We start from the raw sequence: 21,830 nt of genomic DNA on the forward strand, positions 1-21,830 counted from the left end.
CTAAAACGAAGGTCCACCTGTCCCGATATGTTGGCGACCAAAACCGCGAAGCCGGTAAAAACCGTCTGCGCCGCTCCGGTGAAAAGGCATATATGGATCACCTCGATTCGGGTCAACGGGTTTTTGCCAAAAAAGTTCTGCACCTGCTGCACGCCAGGTGACGGGGCGCAGCTGCCCCAACTTAGCCGGCGTCACCTCGCATGCGGAATGATGCTTCCGCCTCCGCCATATAGTCCCGCGTCAGGGGCAGTACGCGCCGGTCGCGGCAATATTGGATCTGGTAGTTGCACATGCCGCCATTCTCGAAGCTGGAGGTCGCGCCCGCCAGATAGAAGGTCCACATGCGGAAGAATCGTTCGTCGAACATGGCGACGATCTCATCCCGGTGCTGCAGGCAATTTGCATACCAGGCCCTCAGGGTTCGTGCATAATGGAGGCGCAGCATCTCCACGTCGCTGGCGATCAGCCTCACCTTCTCGCTGGCAGCAACGGTTTCGGACAGGGCCGGAATGTATCCGCCGGGGAAGATGTATTTTCGCGTGAAGGCATCGGTGACCCCCGGCGTGCCGATTCGACCTATGGTGTGCAGCAACATCACACCGTCATCGGCAAGCAGATTGCCGCATGTCCTGAAGAAGGCAGCAAATTGCGGGCGGCCCACATGTTCGAACATCCCGACCGAAACGATCCGGTCGTAGCGTTTGCCCCGTTCCGGCAATTGGCGGTAGTCAATCAGTTCGAAGGAGACGCGATCCGCTACACCGGCCGCTTCGGCACGCGTCTGCGCCAGCGTCAGCTGTTCCTGCGAGAGTGTGACTCCGGTGACGCGCACGTCGAACTTGCTGGCGAGATAGATCGCCATCCCGCCCCACCCGCACCCGATATCCAGAACGGTATTGCCATTGCGCAAGAACAGCTTGGCCGCGATGTGGGCGAGCTTGGCCTCCTGCGCCTCGCCCAGCGTTTCTACGCCATCGGCCCAATAGGCACAGCTATATTGCATATGTTCGGCATCGAGCATCAGGTGGTAGAGATCGTTGCCGATGTCGTAATGATGCGCGACATTGCGCTGCGACCCCACCCGATTGTTGATCGCCTCGCGAGCGAAGGCGATCCGGTTGCCGATCCGCCGGAGCCTGCTCGGCCTGCCGATCGTGCCGCCGCGGTCCCAGGGGGCGTTCGAGCGCAGCAGTTCGACAAGTTCCATGATCCCGCCCTGCTGCAAGGTCAGACGCCCGTTCATGAAGGCTTCCGCAGCGCCCAGCCGCGGGTCGAGCATAATGTCGCGCGGCACCTTGCTGTCGGTGAAAGTCAAGGCCACGTCCGGAAAGCCGGGAGCAGGTTTTCCGAACAGCTGCCGCGTCCCGTCGGCGAAGGTGACCTGCAGAGTGCCCCGGGTCACGATCGACGCGAGATAGCGGCTCACCAACATTTTGCTCATTTCGGTCCTCGTAATCTTACCGTCACTGTTCGGACTTCGTCACGCCGAGTAGCATCGGGAAATATAATCCGGATGTGCGGATAGCAATCCATGCCATTCGCCAGGCGGTAGACTGGCGCACGCATCCGACGATCCGTCCCCTTCCCCTGCTAACTCGCCGGGCTTGCCGATTTCCTCACCGGACTGGAAGCGCGCCGTGCCGTCAGCGGCAGCGGTGAACGCGCTGCCGCTGCACTAGACTGGGCGCAGCGGGCGCGAATCCTGCTCTCGCGATCCCTCGGCGGCGACCCTGCGGCCGAGAAGTTTATTTATACAAGCGAAACGGGCGAGGTCATTCCTGAACCCTGATGGGGATGCGCTGCTCCAGCGGAACCTGGTATTCATTCGTCCGGTTCTGCGTCATCTGCCGAAACCATTGCTGCCCCTCGAACGCACCGCCCGCCTTGAGCAGGGTTTCCGCAAGTTCGAGCACCACCTCATTGGCAACCCGGAGCGAGCCATGCGAGGATGCCTTGCCAAGCGAATTCAGATCGTCGGTGCCATGTACCGTATTCGGCATGCGATAGACCAGCCGGGCACGGCCCATCGGATTTTCCGCCGATCCCGGAGCCTGCTGCTCCGCATCTTCGGCCCATTCCTCGCTTTTCGGCGGGTTCCATTCCGGGTTGATATCGACGCGGTGGAATTCCCACGATCCGGTCGGCGTGGGCCATTTTTCCGTACCGACGGCGACGTCATGTTCGGCCGTCAACCGGTCACCCTGGAAGAGCCGCAATTTCCTGTCGCTCAGATCAACCTCGACCCGCAAATCCTGCAAGTCTCGGCGGGATTGCTGGCGCGCCTGCATCCGCTGCTGTTCGGTGCCGGAACCCAGCGCAAGTTGACGCGCCCGGTCGGCAGATTCGGCGTTGAACCCTTCGCCGGGCTCCGGTTCCGCCATCTGCATCCGATCTGGCTGTTGCGGCGTGACCGCTGCTTGATCGGCGCCGGTGTCAACGTCCGGATCTTCGGAATTGATGCTGAGGTCACAGGCGGCCAGTGCGAAAACCATGCAACCGGCAAGGAGTTGACGGGAAAATCTCATTTTTGGGATCCTTCTACAAGCCATTCAAACGTCACCAGGCCAAATTGGTTTCGTGAGCGACCCTCATATACGACGGGCGTCGCTTTTTCGCCTTTCGGGACGAAATCCTCGCGGCAGACGATTTGGTCGGAATAGCCGCCGAACGTGATGGAGCCGTCCTGCCTGTCCTTGCCATTATCGGTGCCAGTCATGCAACATTGCTCCAGCCCCGCCTCGCAATGATCGCAATGCATGCAGGCATCCACCATGCAGCCGATCGCCACCCGGTCCCCGACCTTGTGCAGGCCTGCCTCGTTCCCGACGGCACGGACAGTGCCGACGATTTCATACCCGGGAACCACCGGATAGATCGTGTGCCCCCAATCGTTTCGGGCATTATGCAGATCCGAATTATAGATGCCGCAATGCGTGATGTCGATCAGCACACCGTTCGTCCGCAGCCCCGCCGGTTGAAGCTGAGCGGCATAAACGAAAGCCTCATGATCAAGGGCCGGCAGACGGATAGGCACCCTATTTGCGCTGAGATTAGGCCGGTCCGCAGAAATTTCCAATGATTGCCCGATGATCGGAGCTGTTGTGGGGCAGAACCTCGAAGGATTGCAGCTTCATATCGCCCTTCACCATGATCTGGTCGAGCGGCCAGCCCAGGAGCAGCCAATCGGCAGGGAACGTGGCGAAAGTGCCGCGCCCGATACGAGGATCGCGCCAGTTTCCGGTTTCGCGGAACTCGGTCGTGGTGCGCGACCATGGCACATCATTGAAGTCACCCATGACGATGGCATTGGGCAGGCGGTCCGGCGTCTGCGTGCCGGCGTTCACGATGTTCTCGTCGCGCATCTCGGTGTTCCAGCCCGGCAGCGGCGGCTTGGGATGAAGGCCGATGAATTCGATCGGCACCGACCCCTGCGGCTGGACCGTGGCATACAGCGTCGGCGTGTCCCGATAGGTATTTTCGACTACATTGGATTTCAGGACGGGCAAGCGCGTTGCGAAGACCAGCCCGAACGCTTCGGGCTGCGGATGCCGCTGCACATGATCATATTCCGCAAGCACCGGCTCCAGAGCCTGAACCCACGCCTGATCGGTTTCCATCAGGAACAGCAGGTCGGGATCATACCGCCGCACCTGTTCCATGACCTCGGCATATTGCGTATTCTTGACCTTCACATTGACCGACATCGCCGAAAAGCACCGGTCATCGCTGCGCGTCTGCGCAGTTTCGGCCAACGCGATCTGCGTCGGTGCCAGCGCCGAATAGGGCCAGAGTCGCCAGATGTTCAGACCAATAGTCAGTGCGAGAAGGCCGATCGTCGCCCAGCGCCAGCTCGATCCGACGAACAGAACCACGATCAGAAGGAGTGCAGCGAGATAGATCAAAGGTTCTCGCACAAGGTCTACCGTTCTGATGAACCAGGCGTCGCTCGGGACGAGCGAGACAAGGACGGCGGCGAGCAACAAAGCTGCGATCACGAAGAGCGTGGCGGCGAATTTTCTGATGACAACCTCCTGTCGCGCGCTGAACTGCACGCGGCGCGAAACTAATTCTTTTGTAGTTCAGCCAACATTAAGGAGGGCTTTCGCTCAACGCAAGAACTCCCTTGCACTTCATTGATCGGATCAGTGACAACCCGGACCCGCAATATTGCAAGCGGGTCACGGCGGACGACGCGATCTACATCGACATCGAGATATTTCAGGCGGCAGCCCTTAGACCGGACCGTTCCAGATTTAGCTTCCTGACGTCTTCTCCCGAGATCGGCTTGCTGAACAGATAGCCCTGGAGGTGAGTGCAGCCGAGCTTTACCAGCAGCTTTTCTTGACTCTCGGTTTCAACCCCCTCCGCGACGATCCCCATCGATAGCTGCCGGCCCAGACCCACGACGGCGGTGATGATTGCCTTCGCAGCTTTCGAAGTTTCGACTTCCGCAACAAACGATTTGTCGATTTTGACCTTGTCGAACGGAAATCGATGAAAATAGTTGAGTGACGAGTGACCAACACCGAAGTCGTCCATGACGACTTCGATCCCGAGCGCCCGCAATCCTTCGAGTTGCGCGAGTGTCTGTTCGACATTCTGGATGACGAGACGCTCCGTTACTTCCAGCATTAGCCGCCCGGGGGCGAATTGAGTTTCCTCCAGGATTTTCCGCACCGCCTCAACGAGATTGTTCGATTGGAATTGGAGCGGCGACAGGTTCACCGCCAGGCGCAATTCCGATGGCCATCCCCGCGCCTCGAGACATGCGGTTCGTAGCACGTGGTTTCCGAGGTGTTCGATGATGCCGCAGTCTTCTGCAAGCGACACGAACATTTCGGGGCTTACATATCCTCTCTGCGGGTGCGCCCACCGGGCGAGCGCTTCCACACTTGTGACCTTATCCGTGGCGGCTTCCACAAGCGGCTGATATGCGAGTTTGATCTCGCCGTTCTCGACCGCCTGACGGAGTTCTTTTTCCATTAACTGGCGGTCGCGCCTTTCCGCGTCCATATCCTCGTTGAAGAAGCGCGTGAGGCCGCGCCCCTCGTTTTTCGCCCGATACAGAGCGAGATCGGCATTCTCGCGCAATTTCGAGATTGCGGTTCCATCATCGGGGTGGATCACGATGCCGATCGAAGTTCCGATATAAGCCGGAATTTTGCCGACCCTGATCGGCCGAGCCGTTCGCTCGATCAGTTGTTCCGCAAATCCAGCCGCTCTCTCGCGCAATCTTTCCCCTTCGATAATTATGATGAACTCGTCGCCTCCGATCCTGGCCAATTCCTCGCCATCCGCTGCAAGCTCCTTGAGAAATGCGGCGAACCGACGCAGAACCTCGTCCCCGGTCAGATGTCCGTACTGGTCGTTGACCGCCTTGAACCGATCGAGGTCGATGCTCAGCAGCGCGAAGGGGGCGCCTCTCTCTACCAGGTTTTCGAGCAGCCCGAGCAAGCTCGAGCGATTGAACAGGCCGGTAAGCGTGTCATAACGAGCGAGCTTGTAATTCTGCTTCTCTGTGTGGCGGAAGGCCGTCATGTCTTCGGAAATTCCGATCAGATACTGTCGCTCGTGCTCGGAGCCAGCTGCCAGAATGCGCGTGGTCCTGATATGGAGGTGCCGTCCGTCGTTTCGGATAAATTCGCTTTCGTAAACGGAGGGGCGGGTGCTGGAAGCCGCGGCTGAATCCCGACGTTCATAGTCATTGCCGACACCAGGGAATAACTCGCCGTCGGTTTTTCCGATCATCTCCTCGGCAGTCTTCCCGATCAACCGTTCGGCATGCTTGTTTACGAACAGATATTTCAGTAAATGCGCATCTTTCACGAACAACAGTGCGGGAAGGTTGCTGACTACCGTATCGAAGAACTCGCGCGTTTGATTTCGTTCGGCCTCGAGCGCCTTGCGCTTTGCAATATGTCGGATGATAGCCGCAAACCCGCCCTGACCGTCCCTGTCTCCCCATTCGGCAAGCGAAAATTCGACCGGGAAAATGTCTCCACCTGAGTGGCGCGCCTCAAGTTCGACTGTCGATCCTACGAGCTTTTTCGGTCCGCCGGCCGCGACCCGATCGAAGCCCGCCGTATGCGCCATACGGAATTCTTCGGGAATGATGAGCGTTACATTTCGACCGAGCGCCTCTTCCCGAGTATAGCCGAACATCTCCTCGGCCGCCTTGTTCCAGAAGAGGATTTTCCTATCGCGGTCGCTTGCCAGGATTGTATCGGATGTCGCCTCGACGACACTGCTGGCGATTGTCGCGCCCCTCTTTTCTTGCCGCGCTTCGATCAGGCTGGTTGCGATTGTCGCCAGGCCTTCGAGCTGGGTAACGTCATCCGCTGTGAAGTCTGCGCGCGGTGCCGAATCGATCACGCAGAGCGCTCCCAGACAGTGTCCCGAGCTCAAGAACAGTGGCGCTCCGGCGTAGAAACGGAGGTTCGGATCTCCGGCTACGAGCGGATTATTCCGAAATCTATCGTCGGTGCGGGCATCGAGCACGACCATCGTCTCGCGTGGGGAGATGGTACGGGCGCAAAAGGCGACAATCGCCGGGGAGGGCCTCACCGGAAGGCCACGCGGAGACGTGAACCGTTGGCGATATCCATCGACAAGACAGATGGCGGCGCTCTCCGTCCGAAACGTGTGAGAGGCAAGTTTCGTGAGCAGGTCCAACTCGAGATCCGGCGCCGGGTCGAATGCAGCGAGACCCTGCGAGAGCGCTAGCTGGGCCTGTTCGTTGGTCAAAAAAGCATTGTGATCAGGTGGCTGCATAGCGCCGCTTTATTCGCAGTGGTTTACGAAAACCCTAACCGTCCAGCTGCAGGGTAGGTCGCGCGTATTTCCCGGTCGCCATCTACGCCTCGAGCGAATATGCGCCCGGCTGAAGCTCGTCACGAGCTGCTGCATGTCAGGCCTCCGGAACGGTTAACTGCGTCGCAAGCATTTTCGGGGCGCGCCAATATGCCGTATCGACGAGGCAGAACCGACAAGGCAGAGCGCCGCTATTCCTGCACCCGTGGGTTAACCATGACGAAACCGCTTCGCTCGTTTCACTGGCAATTGCACTCCGCCAAGATTGGCGGCAAGACCCACTGAACGCAATTGCGGGCATGGGTGGAAGGGCTTTATATATGCGCCACATCATCGAGTAAGGCGATTACATGCCGCACGGAATGTGCCTGCTGTGGCAACCATGGCTGGTCATGCTGTGGGCCGGTTCGGACCTGCTGATCTTCCTGTCCTATATGGCGATCCCGGCTGCGCTCGTCACCGTCCTGCGAAAGCGCACGGATGTGCCGGCGGCGGCATTCGTCGTGCTATTCGCCAGCTTCATCCTGCTGTGCGGATTGACCCATCTTGCCGGCATCGTGACTCTGTGGTGGCCGATCTACCCATGGATCGGCGCGCTTAAGCTCGCCACCGGACTGGCCTCCATGATTACGGCGATCATCTTGTTCCGTCTGATACCGGATCTGATCGCGCTTCCGTCCCCCGGTGTGCTGGCGCAGGCCAATGCGCAATTGGAGGAGGAGGTAGCTGCACACGAAGCAACGCTCGCGGCGCTTGAGGAACAGGTCGCCAGCCGGACAGAAGAATTGCGCCAGCTCAATGCCAAACTTGCTGTCCATGCGCGCGAGGCTGTGCACCGCAGCGCCAACTTGCTCTCTGTCGTCAGCTCGCTCGCCGCTCGGAGCGCGAAGGAATCTGGCTCCAAGGAGGAATTCATCGACACTCTTGTCGGCCGCCTCCGCGCGCTGGCGCAGGCAACCACTGTGGTGAAGCACGCCGAGGGCGATGCCTCGGAAGATCTCGAACGGCTGGTACGCGAGCAGCTCGATCCTCTGCTCCAGACTTTCCCTGGGCGGATCGATCTCGGCGGAACATCGGTCAGGGTCGGCTCCGAAGCGGCGCAGCAGATCAGTCTCGCGTTGCACGAGCTCGCAACCAATGCGCAGAAATATTCTCTTTCGCAATCGGAGGATATGGGAATATCGATCGATTGGAGGGTGTGTGAATCCGAACACGACGCGGACTACTTCGTACTCGAATGGCGCGAACAGCTCGCCCCTGGAGCGGAGGAGCCGTTCCAACAGGGCGAATACGAGGGGTTTGGAACGAAGCTGCTGACCCGGATCATACCCGTGATGCTCCGCGGCAAGGCCACGCGCGAGTTTTCAGATGGCGAATTCGTCTACCGCCTGCAATCGCCGATGGCATCGATCGAACCCGACCTCAATCGGATCGAAAGCGAGGGTCTGGCGGTTCGGCTCGTCGACGAGAATTTCGGACTTGAGCCGGAGGTCAATGGATGATCGCGATTAGGATCAAATATCCAAAAACAGCTGGCGCTTGAAGGAAGGTCAGCGTTCCGGCCCAACCTATAGATCAGTTTGAGTGGCAAGTTCGCGGTCTTGCATGCGCATTATTCATTCATAATGTGTTTAGTTCCTTTTCCCATTCTATCATGGCCGTGGCCCTGCTGAACCAGGCATTCGGTTGCCCTGACGTTCTTCATGCCCAGGCAAAGGCGCCGGTTGCGGCCGCGTTCGACGGATGCACACCTGCGTTTCGAAACAACCGGAAAGGAAGTTGTTCCTAAGCATGATTTGGTTTTTGACGCTGCATGACCCATCCTGTCGCCGGCTTCCGGAACGGGAATCCGATCAATCAAAATGACTGCAACTTGGGTTCCGCGGCAGCGATCTGTTGCGCAAGCTGTTCGAGACAAGCGTGAAGTGCCGCAAGGCTGAAGGTCTGGTCGGAGCGGAAGAATTCGCCGTCCATGCCGGCCTAACCCGCGCTGACGTGCATCGACAGCGTTCTCTTCGCGGCGTCTATCGACGAAATCGGAACTGAGCCGATGAACGGCAACGCATCGCGCCACCGCCGATACCCCGATGAGGTCGCGCATTGGTGGCACGGTATGGCACAAAGCGCCTGTCTGATTTGGACAGAACGCCGGATTTCCAACAGATTTTGGCATGGTATGACGCGCTATGGCAAGCGCAACTGGCGGAGCGGGTGGGATTCGAACCCACGAAAGAGTTGCCCCTTTACACACTTTCCAGGCGTGCGCCTTCGACCACTCGGCCACCGCTCCGCATGCCTTTGCGAGCCGCGCCCTAGCCGCGCGCTGGCCCGATGGCAAGCGCGCTCGGCCAGCTATTTCCGAGAGGGTCTTTTCGAATGCGCCAGGCAGTGGCACGATGCGAGACGATGAACCATCTTCTCACCGTGTCCGCCCTCGCCATCGCCCTTCTCCCCAGCGCCGCGCCGGCGCAGGATGCCCCTTCGCCCAATGCCATCGTCGCTGCGGCTCCCGCGGCGGATTGGCAGGCGATTTCCGCCGAGGATTTGCTCGTCATGGAGCTTGCGCCCGATCGGGACGGCAATGATCGGCGCGTCGTCATCCAGCTGATGCCGCCACCGTTCAGCCAGCCCTGGGTTGAAAACATCCGAATCCTCGCGCGGGCTGGCTGGTACGACGGTGTCAGCATCAATCGCGTACAGGACAATTACGTCGTGCAATGGGGCGATGCGGATGCGGAAGATGCGGCAAGGGCGCGCGCCCTTCCGGGCGATCTGAATCCGATCGGTGCGAAGCAGTATCTGCAAATCTCGACAGCAGGAGCAGAAGGGGCGATCGTTCTATGGCACCCGAAGCAGTCGCTGGTCGACAGCTATGCGGATTGGGCAGGGTTCGACGCAGGATGGCCGTTCGCCTTCGAGATCGATGAAAACACGCGAAGGCTGAGCCGGTGGCCCGTTCATTGCTATGGCATGGTGGGCGTGGGACGCGGTTATTCTCCCGATGCAGGGTCCGGCGCGGAACTTTACACCGTCATCGGCCATGCCCCGCGCCACCTCGACCGCAACATCGCGCTGGTTGGCCGCGTGGTCGAGGGGATCGAACATCTGTCCAGCCTGCCGCGCGGCACCGGCGATCTGAGCTTCTACGAAGATCCGGCACAGCGGGTGCCGATCCGGTCTGTCCGACTGGCCGCCGATCTGCCCGAAAGCGAACGTCCGGCGTTCGAATATCTCTCCACCGAGAGCGCCAGCTTCGCAAACTATGCCGATGCGCGGGCCAATCGCCGCGATCCGTTTTTCATCAAACCGGCAGGCGGCGCCGACATCTGCAACATCCCCGTGCCGGTGCGGCAGGCAGGCGCGGGTTAGATCCGCTCGGCCTGCGCCACCGCGTCGCTGGCGCGCAGGGCGCTGGTAATGCGGGTCAGATGTGCCAGGTCCTGCACCTCCAGTTCCACCTCATAGGTCTGGAACGGGGTGTCGCGGGTGACCTGTTCCAGCGCCATGACATTCGCCAGGTTCTTGGCGAAAATCCCTGCCATCTCGTATAATGTACCCGGCCTGTCGTAGAGTATGACCCGCATCCGCCCCAATGCGCCATGCGAACGCCGCCCCCATGACAGGTCGAGCCAGTCGGCATCGATCCCGCTGGCCAGTTGCAGGCAGTCGATGGTGTGAACCTCGACCCCTTCGCCCGCTTTTCGCAGCCCCACGATCCGGTCGCCGGGCACCGGGTGGCAGCATTCGGCAAGGTGGAAACCGACACCGGCGGTCAGCCCCTTGATCGAGATGACGCGGTCCTGCTGCGGCCAGTCCGGCTCTTCGGCCAGATTGGCCGTGCTGCCCGGCACCAGCGCCTCCATCACCTCGCGGTCGTCCAGCTTGGCCGCGCCGATGGCATACATCAGCGCTTCCTCGTCCTCGAGGCCCAGCCGCTTAATAGCCGCGCGGGTCGCCTTCTTTCCGATGCGGGTGGGCAGGCGCGCCGCGATCTCGTCGAACAGCTTGGTGCCGAGTTCGGCGACCTCGGCGCGCTCCTTCAGGCGCACCGAACGGCGAATGGCGGCCCGCGCCTTACCCGTGACGACAAAGCCCAGCCAAGACAATTGCGGCTGCGCATCGCCGCCCTTGATGATCTCGACAACATCGCCATTGTTCAGCGGCGTACGTAGCGGCATGTGCCGTCCGTTGATCTTGGCGCCGACGGTGTGGGCACCGAGATCGGTATGCACGGCAAAGGCGAAATCCACCGGCGTCGCGCCCTTGGGCAGCGGGAACAGCCCGCCCTTGGGCGTGAAGGCGAAGATGCGGTCCTGATAGATCGCCATGCGGGTATGTTCGAGCAGTTCCTCCGCATCGTGGCTGGCATCCACGATCTCGATCAGGTCGCGCAGCCATCCGACCTGCCCGTCGGGTCGTTCGCCCTGCTTGTAGGCCCAATGCGCCGCCAGCCCGAATTCATTGGTGCGGTGCATCTCCCTGGTGCGGATCTGCACCTCCACCCGCATCGAATTTTCATACATCAGCGCCGTGTGCAGGCTGCGATAGCCGTTGTTCTTCGGCGTGGAGATGTAATCCTTGAACCGGCCGGGGATGAACTGCCAGGTCTTGTGCAGGACGCCCATGGCACGGTAGCAATCGATCTCGTCCTCGCACAGGATGCGGAACGCCATGATGTCGCTCACCTGGTCGAAGCTGACGTGCCGTTCGGCCATCTTGCGCCAGATCGAGTATGTCTGCTTCTCGCGCCCCGAGACCTCGACATTCAGGTCCGCTTCGCTCAGCGCCTGCTTGATGGCGAGCGCGATGGCATCGACCTGCCCGCCATCCTGGTTGCGAATCTGCTCCAGCCGGCCCGTGATGGTGGCATAGGCTTCCGGCTCCAGCTGTTCGAAGGCCAGCGCCTGCATCTCGCGCATATATTCATACATGCCGACGCGTTCGGCGAGCGGCGCATAGATTTCCATCGTCTCGCGCGCGATGCGCTGGCGCTTCTCCGGCTTCTTGATGAAATGCAGCGTGCGCATATTGTGCAGCCGGTCGGCCAGCTTGACCAGCAGCACGCGGATGTCCTCGCTCATGGCAAGCAGGAACTTTCGCAGATTTTCGGCCGCCCGCTCGTCTTCGGGCATGGCGTCGATCTTCGACAGCTTGGTTACCCCATCGACCAGCCGGGCCACCTCCGGCCCGAAATTATGCTCCACATCCTCGATCGTGGCGAGCGTATCCTCCACCGTATCGTGGAGCAGCGCGGTGATGATCGTTTCCTGGTCGAGCTTCAGGTCGGTCATCAGCCCGGCCACTTCGACCGGATGGCTGAAATAGGGATCGCCGCTGGCGCGCTTCTGGCTGCCGTGCTTCTGAACCGTATAGACATAGGCCCGGTTCAGCAGAGCTTCGTCCGCGTCCGGGTCATATTCCTTGACCTTCTCGACTAATTCATACTGGCGCAGCATCATTGCTAAATGTGATCATTGCACGCCGCAGGGCAAGCGCTAATGCGCCCTGCCCTGCGAATTTGCGCAGCGAATTCCCGTTTTCAGCCCTTCGGCTGCAACAATGCATCCACGGTTCCGGTCGTCACGGAATGATAGCCGGAGCGGGTCCTGGCGTAGATCCGCCGGGCGATGGGCTGGCCCCATTCATCCTGCTCCATCAGTGTTTCGAACAGGGGCGCGACGAATTTGCGCCGCCCGACCTGCGCCAGGAAGCGTTCCGCCAGAGGCACCGCCGGATCGTAGCGATTGGCGAGCGCCAGATCGAGCCAGAGGAACAGCTCTTCATTGTTCCCCGATGCCGACAGGCCGAGCGCGCGATCCAGCGCAGCAAGCTGCGCGTCGGTAAGATCGCGGGGTATCTCGGCCAGGAAGCGTTGCCTTTCGGCGGAGGACCAGCCCGCCCAGGCGTCGCTGTTCAGGCGGCGCTTCGCGGCATAGGCGCCTGCGGCGGCGTCCACCTCGGCAAAGGCTGCGGGATCGGGCCGCGCGACATTGCCGGGCAGGCCGGGTTCGTAGATCCATTCGGCCAGTTGCAGGCGCTGCGCCTCGGCCGCGCCCCGCAGGAGATTGCGGCGCATATCCTCCAGCAGCATGGCGGATGTGGCGGGCTGGAAGGCGTGGCTGTCGAACCACTGCCGCAACCAGGCATCGAAGCGTTCGCGCCCGACGATGCTTTCGACCGTGCGCAGGAAATAAGCACCCTTGTCATAGACGATGGCGCTGCCGACCGGATCGGCATTCACCGGCTGGTGCAGGGCTGTTCCGGGCGCATCCATGCCGACCTCGGCCAGTGTATTCTCGATCGCGGCAAAGCTGAGCGCCGCTTCCTGGTCGGCGCGTTCCTCGCCGTAGATCTCCTCGACGATGCGGTTTTCAAAATAGGAAGTCACGCCCTCGTTCAGCCAGCTGTCGGTCCAGTTGGCATTGGTGACCAGATTGCCCGACCAGCTATGCGCCAGTTCATGCGCGACGAGGCCGGTCAGGCTACGGTCGCCGGCGATGAAGGTCGGCGTCAGAAAGGTCATCACCGGGTTCTCCATGCCGCCATAGGGGAAGCTGGGCGGCAGGACGATCATGTCGTAGCGGCCCCAGCGATAGGGACCGTAAAGATCTTCCGCGGCGGCGACCATGCGTTCGGTATCGGCCAGTTCATGGGCAGCGCGGTCGATGATTGCAGGTTCGGCCCAGACGCCGGTGCGCGGGCCAAGCGCGCGGAATTCGATATCCCCTGCCGCAATCGCGATCAGATAGGGTGCGACCGGCTTGTCCATCGCAAAGGTGAAGATAAGCCTGTTGCCCGGCGCGGCCACAGGTTCGCCGCCACTGAGGCCGGACATCACCACGTTGAGCGGTTCGGGTGCGCTCACGCGGGCTTCCCAGGTCTGGCGAATGCCGGGGCTGTCCTGCGTCGGGATCCAGGTGCGGTTCAGCGTCGGTTGCCCCTGGCTGAGCAGGAACGGATGCTCACCCCCGGCGGTCTGTTCTGGCGCAAGCCACTGCAAAGCGCCTGCATCCAGCGCCGCATCGTAGCGGATGGCGATCTGCCGCGCATCGCCGATGGCGATGGTGATCGGCTCTCCCTTGCCCTCCACCCGTTCGCCAACGGTGAAGGGCAGCGCCTTGCCGGCGCTGTCGGTCACGGAAGCGATCCGCAGACCATCGCTGTCGAGGATGATCTCGTCCGCGCCGGGTCGCGCCGTGATGTCGAGGACCGCCGTGCCGCCCAGGTTGCGGTTCGCGAAGTCGAGATCGAGGTCGAGATCGACATGCGTCACCCGCGCGATCTGCGGCTGCGCGAAACTCAGCTCGTCCACGGCATCCGCGCTGGTCAGGATGGGGGCGACCATCGCCCTATCCACGGTTGCCGTCTGCATGGCGTTCTGCGACCCAGCAGGCATTGTCGTGCAACCAGTCGAGGCAAGAAGCAGGGTCAGGGCGCCAGCAATGGAACGAGGGGCGAAACGCATGGAAATCTCCGGAAGGGTTCTTGCCCGGCATGCAGGCAGGAACATGAAATATCGCTGAAGCTCAGTTCCAGACAGCGTGCGGCGGCAGACTCATCAGGATGGCGTCGATATTGCCACCGGTCTTGAGGCCGAACAGGGTGCCGCGGTCATAGACGAGGTTGAATTCGGCGTAACGGCCCCGCCATTCCAGCTGGCGCTGACGGTCCACTTCATCGAAATCGCTGTCCATCCGTCGCCGGACGATGCGCGGGAAGACCGAAAGGAATGCCTCCCCCACATCGCGGGTGAAGGCAAAGTGCCGCTCGAAAGCCGCGTCGTCCTCGCATTCGAGGTGGTCGTAGAAGATCCCGCCCACGCCGCGATGGCACTGGCGGTGGGGGATGTAGAAATACTCGTCCGCCCATTTGCTGAACCGGTCATAATAGGTGGGATTATGCGCCGCGCAGGCCGCACGGAAGGCGGCGTGGAATTCCGCCGTATCGTCTTCATAGGGGATCGGCGGGTTGAGGTCGGCCCCGCCCCCGAACCATGCCTTGCCCGTCGTCAGATAGCGGGTGTTCATATGTACCGCCGGCACCCGCGGGTTGGCCATGTGGGCGACCAGGCTGATGCCGGTGGCGGTGAAGCCCGGATTCTCAGCACTGGCGCCATTCACGCTGGCGGCGAATTCCGGCGCGAAATTGCCATGTACGGTCGAGACATTGACGCCGACCTTCTCGAAGACCTTGCCCTTCATCACGCCGCGCACCCCGCCGCCGGGGGTCGGATTGCCTTCCTCCTCCCGGTGCCATTCGGAAAAGTCGAATCGCGCGTCGCTGCCCTGCTCCTGTTCGATCGTCTGGAAGGCAGTGCAGATACGGGTTCGCAGATCCTCGAACCAGGCGCGGGCCTGGGCCGTGCGGCTATCGGTCGCCGGATCGGCGGAGTCGTCGGGTGGGGGGGAGTCGCCTGTCGTCATGCTTTTGGCTTGCCACCTGTTTGGCCTTGCGGCAAGTGGGACGAATGGTTCCCCTTTCGTTCGCCAATCAGGAATTCCTGCTGACCACGGGCCGCGCGGTCTTCTGGCCGCGGGAAAATGCCTTGTTGGTGGCCGATCTGCATCTGGAAAAAGCCAGTTTTTTCGCAAGGCACGGGCAGATGCTGCCGCCCTATGACAGCCGCGAAACGCTGGAGAGAGTCGCACTGGCGATCCGCGAATCCGGCGCACGGCGAGTCTATACTCTTGGCGACAATTTCCACGATGCAGGCGGCACGGACCGGCTGGAACCGCACGCCGCCGGGATGCTGGCCGCCTTGACGCGGATCGTCGACTGGGTCTGGATCACCGGAAACCACGATGAAGATGCCGAAGGCAAGGCGGCGGAGGTGAAAGCCGGCGGCACAATGGCGGATGAACTGCTGATCGACGGCGTGGTTCTCCGCCACCGTGCCCTGAAGGGCGAATCGCGTCCCGAGCTTTCCGGACATTACCACCCGCGCCTCGAAGTTTCGGTTCGCCGGCGCAGGATACGGCGGGCCTGTACGGTCGTCAGCCGTGACGCGAGGGGTTCGGGGCGGATGATCCTGCCCGCTTTCGGCGCATTGACCGGTGGGATGGATGCCGCCGACCCCGCCATTCTGCAGGCGATGCAGCCTGCCTCTCAGATCGATGCGGTATTGCCGGCAGCAGGGCGGCTGGTGCAGTTCCCCCTGTGGCGAGCCGCCGCCTGACGCAATAAGAACAGGGGTGCAACTGAACACTGGCGCAATGGCGCAAGGCTCCCTATATCGGCGGCCTACAAAACGGCAATTTCAGGAGACTGCCCCATAGCCCGTCCACCCCGGCGCACCATGCAACCGCCCATCAAGAGCGGCCCGCGCTACGACAACATGATCCAGTCCGACAAGGTCCGCGTCATCGATGAAACCGGCGAGAATGTCGGCGTGATGTACACGCGCGAAGCGATCGAACAGGCGGCCGGCGTCGGCCTCAACCTGGTCGAGGTATCGCCGAATGCCGATCCGCCGGTCTGCAAGTTCCTCGATGTCGGCAAGCACCGCTTCGAAGCGCAGAAGAAGGCCAATGCCGCCCGCAAGTCGCAGAAGACGCAGGACATCAAAGAGGTCAAGATGCGGCCCAATATCGACACGCATGATTATGACGTGAAGATGCGGAATGTGCACAAGTTCATCGATAATGGCGACAAGGTGAAGGTGACGCTGCGGTTCCGCGGTCGCGAGATGGCGCATCAGAACCTGGGTATGGATTTGTTGAAGCGGGTGCAGGACGACACGTCGGAAACGGCCAAGGTCGAAGCTTTTCCCAGGCTCGAAGGCCGTCAGATGCTGATGGTGCTCTCACCGAAATAAGCGCCGGATGGCTGCGATATGGTTGTTCCAGCGGCGATCATGTTGCAGGCGAGTTTTCTGCATGTATAAGAGGGCGCGCCGCAACGGCGCGCCTTTTATTCGTCAGGCCGACTGATCAGACGCTGATGAAATTGTCGTCGTCATCACCATTGGCGATCAGGAATGTGATGCCGACCACGATCAGGGCGAAGAGAATGGGAATGGTTGCCGAACTGCCGGACAGTTCGTCTTCGGCCGATACCGGTGCGGCATCGCGCTGGACGGTTTGTGCAGCAGCCGGGCTGGCAGCCAGCGAGACTGCGGCCAGCGGCGCCAGTAGATTGCGAATCTTCATGCAATCATCCTTCTATGGTCGAGTGTAGTGCTCCGACGGCGGGGGGGCCTGATCTGTTTCAGAAGCTGTGGCAGCGCGTCGCATGATAGCCTCCTGCCAGCGCATTCGAATTTTTTGCCGGCACCCGGGCCGGTTCTGTGGTTGTAAAGCTGCGCATCCGGAATTAATCGCCGTGACAGTCAAGCGCGTGGCGAAGATGCGTTCCTGCGGAGGTCAGGAGCCCCGGTCGCCCCTCAGCCGCCCCTAACCATCCACCCCCGCCTTCCTGGGGGAAATTGCAAGGAAGCCTCCGACATGACCGATGCTGTCGATGCCGCGGAAACCCCGACCCCGCGCCGCAAGCCCAAACCCGAAATCACCACCATCGCCGGCCGCCAGGTGAAGCCCAGCACGCTTATGATGGGCCATGGTTACGACCCGGCACTTTCCGAAGGGTCGCTGAAGGCCCCCATTTTTCTTACCTCCACCTTCGCTTTCGAAAGCGCTGCTGCGGGCAAGCGGCATTTCGAAGGGATCACCGGCCAGCGGCCCGGCGGTGCCGAAGGGCTGGTCTATTCCCGTTTCAACGGTCCAAATCAGGAAATCCTGGAAGATCGGCTCGCCATATGGGACGGCGCGGAAGATGCGCTGTGCTTCTCCAGCGGCATGACCGCGATTTGCGTGTTGATGCTGGCCTATTGTTCGGCCGGCGATGTGATTGTCCATTCCGGGCCGCTTTACGCCGCCAGCGAGGGTTTCATCGCCAAGGTTCTGAGCAAGTTCGGTGTCACCTATGTGGATTTCCCCGCCGGCGCCACGCGCGAGGAACTGGATGCGGTACTGGCCAAGGCGGGCAAGCAGGCAACGGATCAGGGCGGCAAGGTCGCGATGATCTATCTTGAAAGCCCCGGCAATCCCACCAACGCCCTTGTCGATATCGAGGCGGTGAAGGACGCACGCGACGCGGCATTCGGCGGTAACGACAACGGTGTTCCCATCGCCATCGACAACACGTTCCTCGGGCCGCTCTGGCAGCGCCCGCTGCAGCACGGGGCCGATATCGTCGTCTATTCGCTGACCAAATATGTCGGCGGCCATTCCGACCTCGTCGCGGGCAGTATCGGCGGCGCGAAGAAGTGGATGGACCCGGTGCGCGCCCTGCGCAACACCATGGGCGGCATCTGCGATCCGAACACCGCCTGGATGTTGCTCCGCAGCCTCGAGACCGTCGAATTGCGGATGCAGCGGGCTGGCGAAAATGCCGAGAAGGTCTGCGCTTTCCTGCAGGATCATTCGAAAGTGGATGGTCTGGGCTACCTCGGCATGATCAGGGACGAACGCCAGCAGGACATCTACGATCGTCACTGCCTGGGGGCAGGATCAACATTCTCCCTGTTCCTCAAGGGCGGGGAAGACGCCTGCTTCCGGTTCCTCGACAGCCTGAAGATCGCCAAGCTGGCGGTCAGCCTCGGCGGAACGGAGACGCTGGCCAGTCACCCCGCTTCGATGACTCACCTTTCGGTTGCCCACGGACGCCGTCAGGAGCTGGGCATCACCGACAGCCTTGTGCGTATCTCTATCGGTATCGAGGATGCCGACGATCTCATCGCTGATTTCGAGCAGGCGCTCGAAGCGGTCTGAACGCTACGGCCGATCAAGCCTGCAAGGGGGTCTGCTGCGAAGCAGGCCCCTTTTCAGGTCTGCCTAACCCTTCCACTCCCGCCGTTCCTCGGCCTGCTTCAGCACTTCATAGGCGACCTGAAAGGTCTGGAACTGCTTCGCCGCTTCGGCATCGCCGGGCTTTACATCGGGGTGAACCGCCTTCGCCTTGTTGCGCCAGGCTTTTTTTACGGTTTCGAAATCCGCATCGGTGCCCAGTTCCAGCACCTCGAGCGCCAGCAACTCGTCGGAACTGCGCGTACCGTCGCCGGAACCGCCCCAGCCATAATGCTGTGCTTCGGCATAACCGGCATTTTCGCTCTGCTCGCTCTTGGCGCGCGCCGCGGCAGCTTCCTTGTCCAGCCCTTCGAAATAGTCCCAGCCGCGATTATATTCGGCAGCGTGTCTCTGGCAGAAATACCAGCGGTCGGGGCTGTTCGGGCTTTTCGGGGCGGGACAATCGCCCTTTTCCTCACAATTGTGGCGGTCGCAAATGCGCACCGTCGTCGCTTCGCGGCTGGAGCCATAGCTGCGCCAGCGCGGAAAACCCCAATCGTTCGACCGGCCGGCCATCAATCATCTGTCCTGAAATGCATGGCCGATCCCATAGGCGCAAATCCGCTCCACCGCCACCTCGGCCTGCCGCAGCATGGGTTCGGCGCGGCGGCTGAAAACTTCAGGGGCGCGGCGATCGGAACTGCCGCGCCCCTGCGTCATGTCACACGGCGATCAGTTCACCACGACCGTGACGGCGCGGCGGTTCTGCGCCCATGCCTGTTCGTTGGAACCCAGCGCCACGGGGCGTTCCTTGCCATAGCTGACGGTACGCACACGGGCCGTGGGCACGCCCAGACTGACCAGATAGTTCTTGGCCGAATTAGCGCGGCGTTCGCCCAGGGCGAGGTTGTAGTCGCGCGTGCCGCGTTCGTCGGCATGACCTTCGACGGTCACGGTGACGTTCGGATATTGTGCCAGATAGCGGGCCTGCATCTGCAGGGCGGCGGCATCGGCACTGTCGATATTGTAGCGATCGGTATCGAAATAGATCACGTTCTGACCATTGACCATCTGTTCGAAATGGCTCTGCGTACCGGGTCCGCTCATCCCCGCATTCGGATCGGTCGCGGGCGTGTTGTTGGCCGTGGTCGGCAGCGGTTCGGGCGGCAACGACTCCGGCGGATCCTTCTTGCACGCGCCAAGCGCCAATGCGCCAGCCGAAAGAGCGATGATGGCAATGCGGGTATTCATTCGTGCTACCTCCTGTTTGGATCAGAAACTCTTCTGGTTTGCAGACCCGGTGTCAATGCAATGATGCTAGGGCAGTATCGGTCCCCAGGATGGGTCGGACGCGTCGGCCGGAGTGGCCAGGCGGCGTTCGTTGGTGCCGGTCAGGTCCACCTGCCACAGCGCCGTATCGCCCGAACCGCGCTCGGTCCGGAAGAATTGCACGATCCGGCCATTTGGTGCCCAGGTCGGCGCCTCGTCCTGCCAGCTGTTGGTCAGATAGCGGATGTTCTTTCCATCGGGGTTCATGACCGCGATGCGGAAATTACCGCCGATATGCGTGAAGGCGATCTGGTCGCCGCGCGGGCTCCATTCAGGCGTAGCCGCGCGCCCGCCGAAGAAGCTGAGGCGGCGCTGACCCGATCCGTCGGCATTCATCACATAGATCTGCTGGCTGCCCGACCGGTCGCTTTCGAACACGATGCGGCTGCCATCGGGCGAATAGGATCCGCCGATATCGATCCCCGGGGTGTCGGTCAGACGGGTGCTGGTGCCGCCGGTCGCCGGCACCCGGTAGATGTCGGTATTGCCGTTCACCGCCATGGAATAGAGGATGAAGCGTCCATCGGGCGACCAGCGGGGCGCGAAGGTCGGGTTGGCGCTTTCCGTCACCAATGTCTGCCGCCCGGTGCCGATGTCATAGACATAGATGCGCGGGTTGCCGTCGACATAGCTGAGATAGGTAAGCTGGCGGTAATCCGGCGAATATCGCGGCGTCAGCGCGGTGGAACGGCCCGTCGTGATGAATCGGTGATTGGCACCATCGCTGTCCATGATGGCGAGGCGCTTGGTCCTGTTATCCTTCGGCCCGGTTTCGGCGATATAGGCGATGCGGCTGTCGAAGAACGGGTCTTCGCCCGACAGGCGGCCATAGACAAGATCGGCGCATTTATGCGCAGCGCGCCGCCAGTCGCCCGGCTGCACGACCCATCCTGCGCGGGCGAGTTCGTCCTGCAAGGCCACGTCATACAGGTAGCAGCCGACGGTCAGCCGACCGTCGGCGCCCGCCTGTACATACCCCTGGATCAGCATCTGGGCGTTGCGATTGCCCCAGACCGGCCACGAAGGGGCGGTAATCTGGCTGTAGGACGGCTGCGGCAGGGCATCGGGCCCGACGGGTTCGAACAGGCCGTTATTCCGCAGATCGTTGAAGACTACGCGGGCTATTTCCTTCCCCAAAGCCGCGGTGCCGCTGGCATTCGCTGCCGTGTCCGCGTTCCGGTCGGTCGCGAAGCCGGGAATGACGATACTGAGATCCTGCCACGCGGTGTCGTCGGTGACGCTGCCCGAGAGGCCGGAGGTTTCTTCTTCCAGCGTTTCCACCGTGCCGTCGGGCGGCGGCGCCTGGCCCAGATCCTGCGCCATGGCCGGCATGGCATGGAACGCTGCTGCCGAAAGGAGGAGGATTGTCAGCTTCTTCATAATCTTACAGCCTTCTGTCGAAGCGCCAGTCACGGATGCGCCTCCATTTGTCGTAGAATTCGGACGGCAGATTGAAAGGCGCTGCCAATTGCACTGCGCGGATCGCCTGTTCGGCATGAAGCTCCGCCTGCGGGCGGTTGGAATCATTGATGCCGCTCTGGCTCACCACGCGGGGCCGGCCCTTCAGGGAACCGTTCTCGTTCAATTCCCAGGTAAGCACCGTCACCAGCTGATCGGCATCCACCCCCTGCGGCGCGCGCCAATGCGGCTTCAGCTGCCGGTTTATCGCTGCGGACAATGCCGCCTGTTCGGTCGCGCCGAAGGCTGCCGCCACACTGCGGGTTTCGTTGCTGGTCTCGCTGGTTCCGGCGCCGGGCAGGAAATCGCTGCCGATCCGGCTGCCGCCGCTTCGTTTCGGGGGACTTGCCGCCGGCTTCGCAGCAGCGGTTCGCGCGGGTGCTGGTTTGGCAGCAGCAGGCGCGGCGCTGCGCTGCGGAGTTGGCCGGGGTGCGGCGGTTGCGCGCAACC

18 protein-coding genes, 1 tRNA gene and 2 pseudogenes are annotated in these 21,830 nt (G+C 61.6%); 6 read left to right on the forward strand and 15 right to left on the reverse strand.

What is annotated here, in order from left to right:
• Window positions 1–181 precede the first annotated feature (181 nt).
• The 5 genes from HG250_RS04400 to HG250_RS04420 all read right to left on the reverse strand — a co-directional run bounded on the left by HG250_RS04400 (window position 182) and on the right by HG250_RS04420 (window position 6,771).
• Window positions 182–1,441, reverse strand: a complete 1,260-nt coding sequence (locus HG250_RS04400) for an SAM-dependent methyltransferase (RefSeq protein ID WP_170003096.1) — start codon at window positions 1,439–1,441, stop codon at window positions 182–184.
• Window positions 1,442–1,772: 331 nt separating this feature from the next.
• On the reverse strand, window positions 1,773–2,525 hold the full coding sequence (locus HG250_RS04405) for a L,D-transpeptidase (protein ID WP_170003098.1): 753 nt from the start codon (window positions 2,523–2,525) through the stop codon (window positions 1,773–1,775).
• Window positions 2,522–3,034 (reverse strand): alcohol dehydrogenase catalytic domain-containing protein, encoded by a 513-nt coding sequence (locus HG250_RS04410; protein WP_170003100.1) that lies wholly within the window; start codon window positions 3,032–3,034, stop codon window positions 2,522–2,524. Before HG250_RS04410 ends, HG250_RS04405 begins: the two co-directional genes overlap by 4 nt.
• A 16-nt stretch (window positions 3,035–3,050) precedes the next feature.
• The gene (locus HG250_RS12935; protein WP_170003102.1) at window positions 3,051–4,052 is read right to left on the reverse strand and encodes an endonuclease/exonuclease/phosphatase family protein; all 1,002 of its coding nucleotides are present in this window, start codon (window positions 4,050–4,052) and stop codon (window positions 3,051–3,053) included.
• Between the two features lie 166 nt (window positions 4,053–4,218).
• Window positions 4,219–6,771, reverse strand: a complete 2,553-nt coding sequence (locus HG250_RS04420) for a sensor domain-containing phosphodiesterase (protein ID WP_170003104.1) — start codon at window positions 6,769–6,771, stop codon at window positions 4,219–4,221.
• A gap of 389 nt (window positions 6,772–7,160) precedes the next feature.
• Here HG250_RS04420 and HG250_RS04425 point away from each other — a divergent pair, with 389 nt between their 5' ends.
• Entirely contained in the window at window positions 7,161–8,312 is a 1,152-nt protein-coding gene (locus tag HG250_RS04425; RefSeq protein ID WP_170003106.1) for a sensor histidine kinase, read from the forward strand.
• Between the two features lie 376 nt (window positions 8,313–8,688).
• Window positions 8,689–8,832 (forward strand): annotated as a pseudogene (locus tag HG250_RS13120) (IS5/IS1182 family transposase); the annotation flags it as partial.
• A 178-nt stretch (window positions 8,833–9,010) separates the two neighbouring features.
• On the opposite strand, the gene HG250_RS04430 reads toward HG250_RS13120, so the two are convergent.
• Window positions 9,011–9,100 (reverse strand) — tRNA-Ser (locus HG250_RS04430).
• A gap of 116 nt (window positions 9,101–9,216) precedes the next feature.
• Here HG250_RS04430 and HG250_RS04435 point away from each other — a divergent pair.
• The gene (locus HG250_RS04435; RefSeq protein ID WP_170003108.1) at window positions 9,217–10,179 is read left to right on the forward strand and encodes a peptidylprolyl isomerase; all 963 of its coding nucleotides are present in this window, start codon (window positions 9,217–9,219) and stop codon (window positions 10,177–10,179) included.
• On the opposite strand, the gene HG250_RS04440 is transcribed toward HG250_RS04435, so the two are convergent.
• The 3 genes from HG250_RS04440 to hemF all read right to left on the reverse strand — a co-directional run bounded on the left by HG250_RS04440 (window position 10,176) and on the right by hemF (window position 15,233).
• Window positions 10,176–12,266: a RelA/SpoT family protein gene (locus HG250_RS04440; RefSeq protein ID WP_170003128.1), complete on the reverse strand. Its 2,091-nt coding sequence runs from the start codon at window positions 12,264–12,266 to the stop codon at window positions 10,176–10,178. The two genes, HG250_RS04435 and HG250_RS04440, sit on opposite strands and share 4 nt — an antisense overlap.
• Window positions 12,267–12,349: 83 nt before the next feature.
• Window positions 12,350–14,182, reverse strand: coding sequence for a M1 family metallopeptidase (locus HG250_RS04445; RefSeq protein WP_240956915.1), 1,833 nt, complete (start codon window positions 14,180–14,182; stop codon window positions 12,350–12,352).
• Window positions 14,183–14,336: 154 nt separating this feature from the next.
• Window positions 14,337–15,233 carry an oxygen-dependent coproporphyrinogen oxidase gene (hemF, locus tag HG250_RS04450; protein ID WP_170003112.1) on the reverse strand — a complete coding sequence of 299 codons (897 nt, stop codon included), beginning with the start codon at window positions 15,231–15,233 and terminating at the stop codon, window positions 14,337–14,339.
• Window positions 15,234–15,277: 44 nt separating this feature from the next.
• On the opposite strand from hemF, the gene pdeM reads away from it, so the two are divergent.
• Both pdeM and infC read left to right on the forward strand, forming a co-directional pair.
• Entirely contained in the window at window positions 15,278–15,985 is a 708-nt protein-coding gene (gene pdeM, locus HG250_RS04455; RefSeq protein WP_170003114.1) for a ligase-associated DNA damage response endonuclease PdeM, read from the forward strand.
• A gap of 120 nt (window positions 15,986–16,105) precedes the next feature.
• Window positions 16,106–16,624 (forward strand): translation initiation factor IF-3, encoded by a 519-nt coding sequence (gene infC, locus HG250_RS04460; RefSeq protein WP_170003116.1) that lies wholly within the window; start codon window positions 16,106–16,108, stop codon window positions 16,622–16,624.
• Window positions 16,625–16,739: 115 nt separating this feature from the next.
• Here infC and HG250_RS04465 read toward each other — a convergent pair whose 3' ends face one another.
• Window positions 16,740–16,958: a hypothetical protein gene (locus HG250_RS04465; protein WP_170003118.1), complete on the reverse strand. Its 219-nt coding sequence runs from the start codon at window positions 16,956–16,958 to the stop codon at window positions 16,740–16,742.
• A 294-nt stretch (window positions 16,959–17,252) separates the two neighbouring features.
• Between HG250_RS04465 and HG250_RS04470 the strand changes: the two genes are divergently transcribed.
• Window positions 17,253–18,578 (forward strand): cystathionine gamma-synthase family protein, encoded by a 1,326-nt coding sequence (locus tag HG250_RS04470; protein ID WP_170003119.1) that lies wholly within the window; start codon window positions 17,253–17,255, stop codon window positions 18,576–18,578.
• Window positions 18,579–18,641: 63 nt separating this feature from the next.
• On the opposite strand, the gene HG250_RS04475 is transcribed toward HG250_RS04470, so the two are convergent.
• From HG250_RS04475 to HG250_RS04495, 5 genes and pseudogenes are all read right to left on the reverse strand, one after another.
• Entirely contained in the window at window positions 18,642–19,169 is a 528-nt protein-coding gene (locus HG250_RS04475) for a J domain-containing protein (protein ID WP_170003120.1), read from the reverse strand.
• Window positions 19,170–19,172: 3 nt separating this feature from the next.
• Window positions 19,173–19,313, reverse strand: coding sequence for a hypothetical protein (locus HG250_RS04480; RefSeq protein WP_170003122.1), 141 nt, complete (start codon window positions 19,311–19,313; stop codon window positions 19,173–19,175).
• Window positions 19,314–19,325: 12 nt separating this feature from the next.
• Window positions 19,326–19,844 (reverse strand): peptidoglycan-associated lipoprotein Pal, encoded by a 519-nt coding sequence (pal, locus tag HG250_RS04485; protein WP_170003124.1) that lies wholly within the window; start codon window positions 19,842–19,844, stop codon window positions 19,326–19,328.
• Window positions 19,845–19,910: 66 nt separating this feature from the next.
• Window positions 19,911–21,302 (reverse strand): Tol-Pal system beta propeller repeat protein TolB, encoded by a 1,392-nt coding sequence (gene tolB, locus HG250_RS04490; RefSeq protein ID WP_170003126.1) that lies wholly within the window; start codon window positions 21,300–21,302, stop codon window positions 19,911–19,913.
• Window positions 21,303–21,306: 4 nt separating this feature from the next.
• A pseudogene (locus HG250_RS04495) lies at window positions 21,307–21,830 on the reverse strand (hypothetical protein); the annotation flags it as partial.

Source organism: Pseudopontixanthobacter vadosimaris (assembly GCF_012979275.1).
GTDB classification, from domain to species: domain Bacteria; phylum Pseudomonadota; class Alphaproteobacteria; order Sphingomonadales; family Sphingomonadaceae; genus Pseudopontixanthobacter; species Pseudopontixanthobacter vadosimaris.

Coding starts and splice junctions, on each gene's coding strand:
- HG250_RS04400 (WP_170003096.1), bottom strand. CDS start 1,441: ATGAGCAAAATGTTGGTGAGCCGCTATCTCGCGTCGATCGTGACCCGG.
- HG250_RS04405 (WP_170003098.1), bottom strand. CDS start 2,525: ATGAGATTTTCCCGTCAACTCCTTGCCGGTTGCATGGTTTTCGCACTG.
- HG250_RS04420 (WP_170003104.1), bottom strand. CDS start 6,771: ATGCAGCCACCTGATCACAATGCTTTTTTGACCAACGAACAGGCCCAG.
- HG250_RS04425 (WP_170003106.1), top strand. CDS start 7,161: ATGCCGCACGGAATGTGCCTGCTGTGGCAACCATGGCTGGTCATGCTG.
- HG250_RS04435 (WP_170003108.1), top strand. CDS start 9,217: ATGAACCATCTTCTCACCGTGTCCGCCCTCGCCATCGCCCTTCTCCCC.
- HG250_RS04440 (WP_170003128.1), bottom strand. CDS start 12,266: ATGCTGCGCCAGTATGAATTAGTCGAGAAGGTCAAGGAATATGACCCG.
- HG250_RS04445 (WP_240956915.1), bottom strand. CDS start 14,182: ATGCAGACGGCAACCGTGGATAGGGCGATGGTCGCCCCCATCCTGACC.
- hemF (WP_170003112.1), bottom strand. CDS start 15,233: ATGACGACAGGCGACTCCCCCCCACCCGACGACTCCGCCGATCCGGCG.
- pdeM (WP_170003114.1), top strand. CDS start 15,278: ATGGTTCCCCTTTCGTTCGCCAATCAGGAATTCCTGCTGACCACGGGC.
- infC (WP_170003116.1), top strand. CDS start 16,106: ATGCAACCGCCCATCAAGAGCGGCCCGCGCTACGACAACATGATCCAG.
- HG250_RS04465 (WP_170003118.1), bottom strand. CDS start 16,958: ATGAAGATTCGCAATCTACTGGCGCCGCTGGCCGCAGTCTCGCTGGCT.
- HG250_RS04470 (WP_170003119.1), top strand. CDS start 17,253: ATGACCGATGCTGTCGATGCCGCGGAAACCCCGACCCCGCGCCGCAAG.
- HG250_RS04475 (WP_170003120.1), bottom strand. CDS start 19,169: ATGGCCGGCCGGTCGAACGATTGGGGTTTTCCGCGCTGGCGCAGCTAT.
- HG250_RS04480 (WP_170003122.1), bottom strand. CDS start 19,313: ATGACGCAGGGGCGCGGCAGTTCCGATCGCCGCGCCCCTGAAGTTTTC.
- pal (WP_170003124.1), bottom strand. CDS start 19,844: ATGAATACCCGCATTGCCATCATCGCTCTTTCGGCTGGCGCATTGGCG.
- tolB (WP_170003126.1), bottom strand. CDS start 21,302: ATGAAGAAGCTGACAATCCTCCTCCTTTCGGCAGCAGCGTTCCATGCC.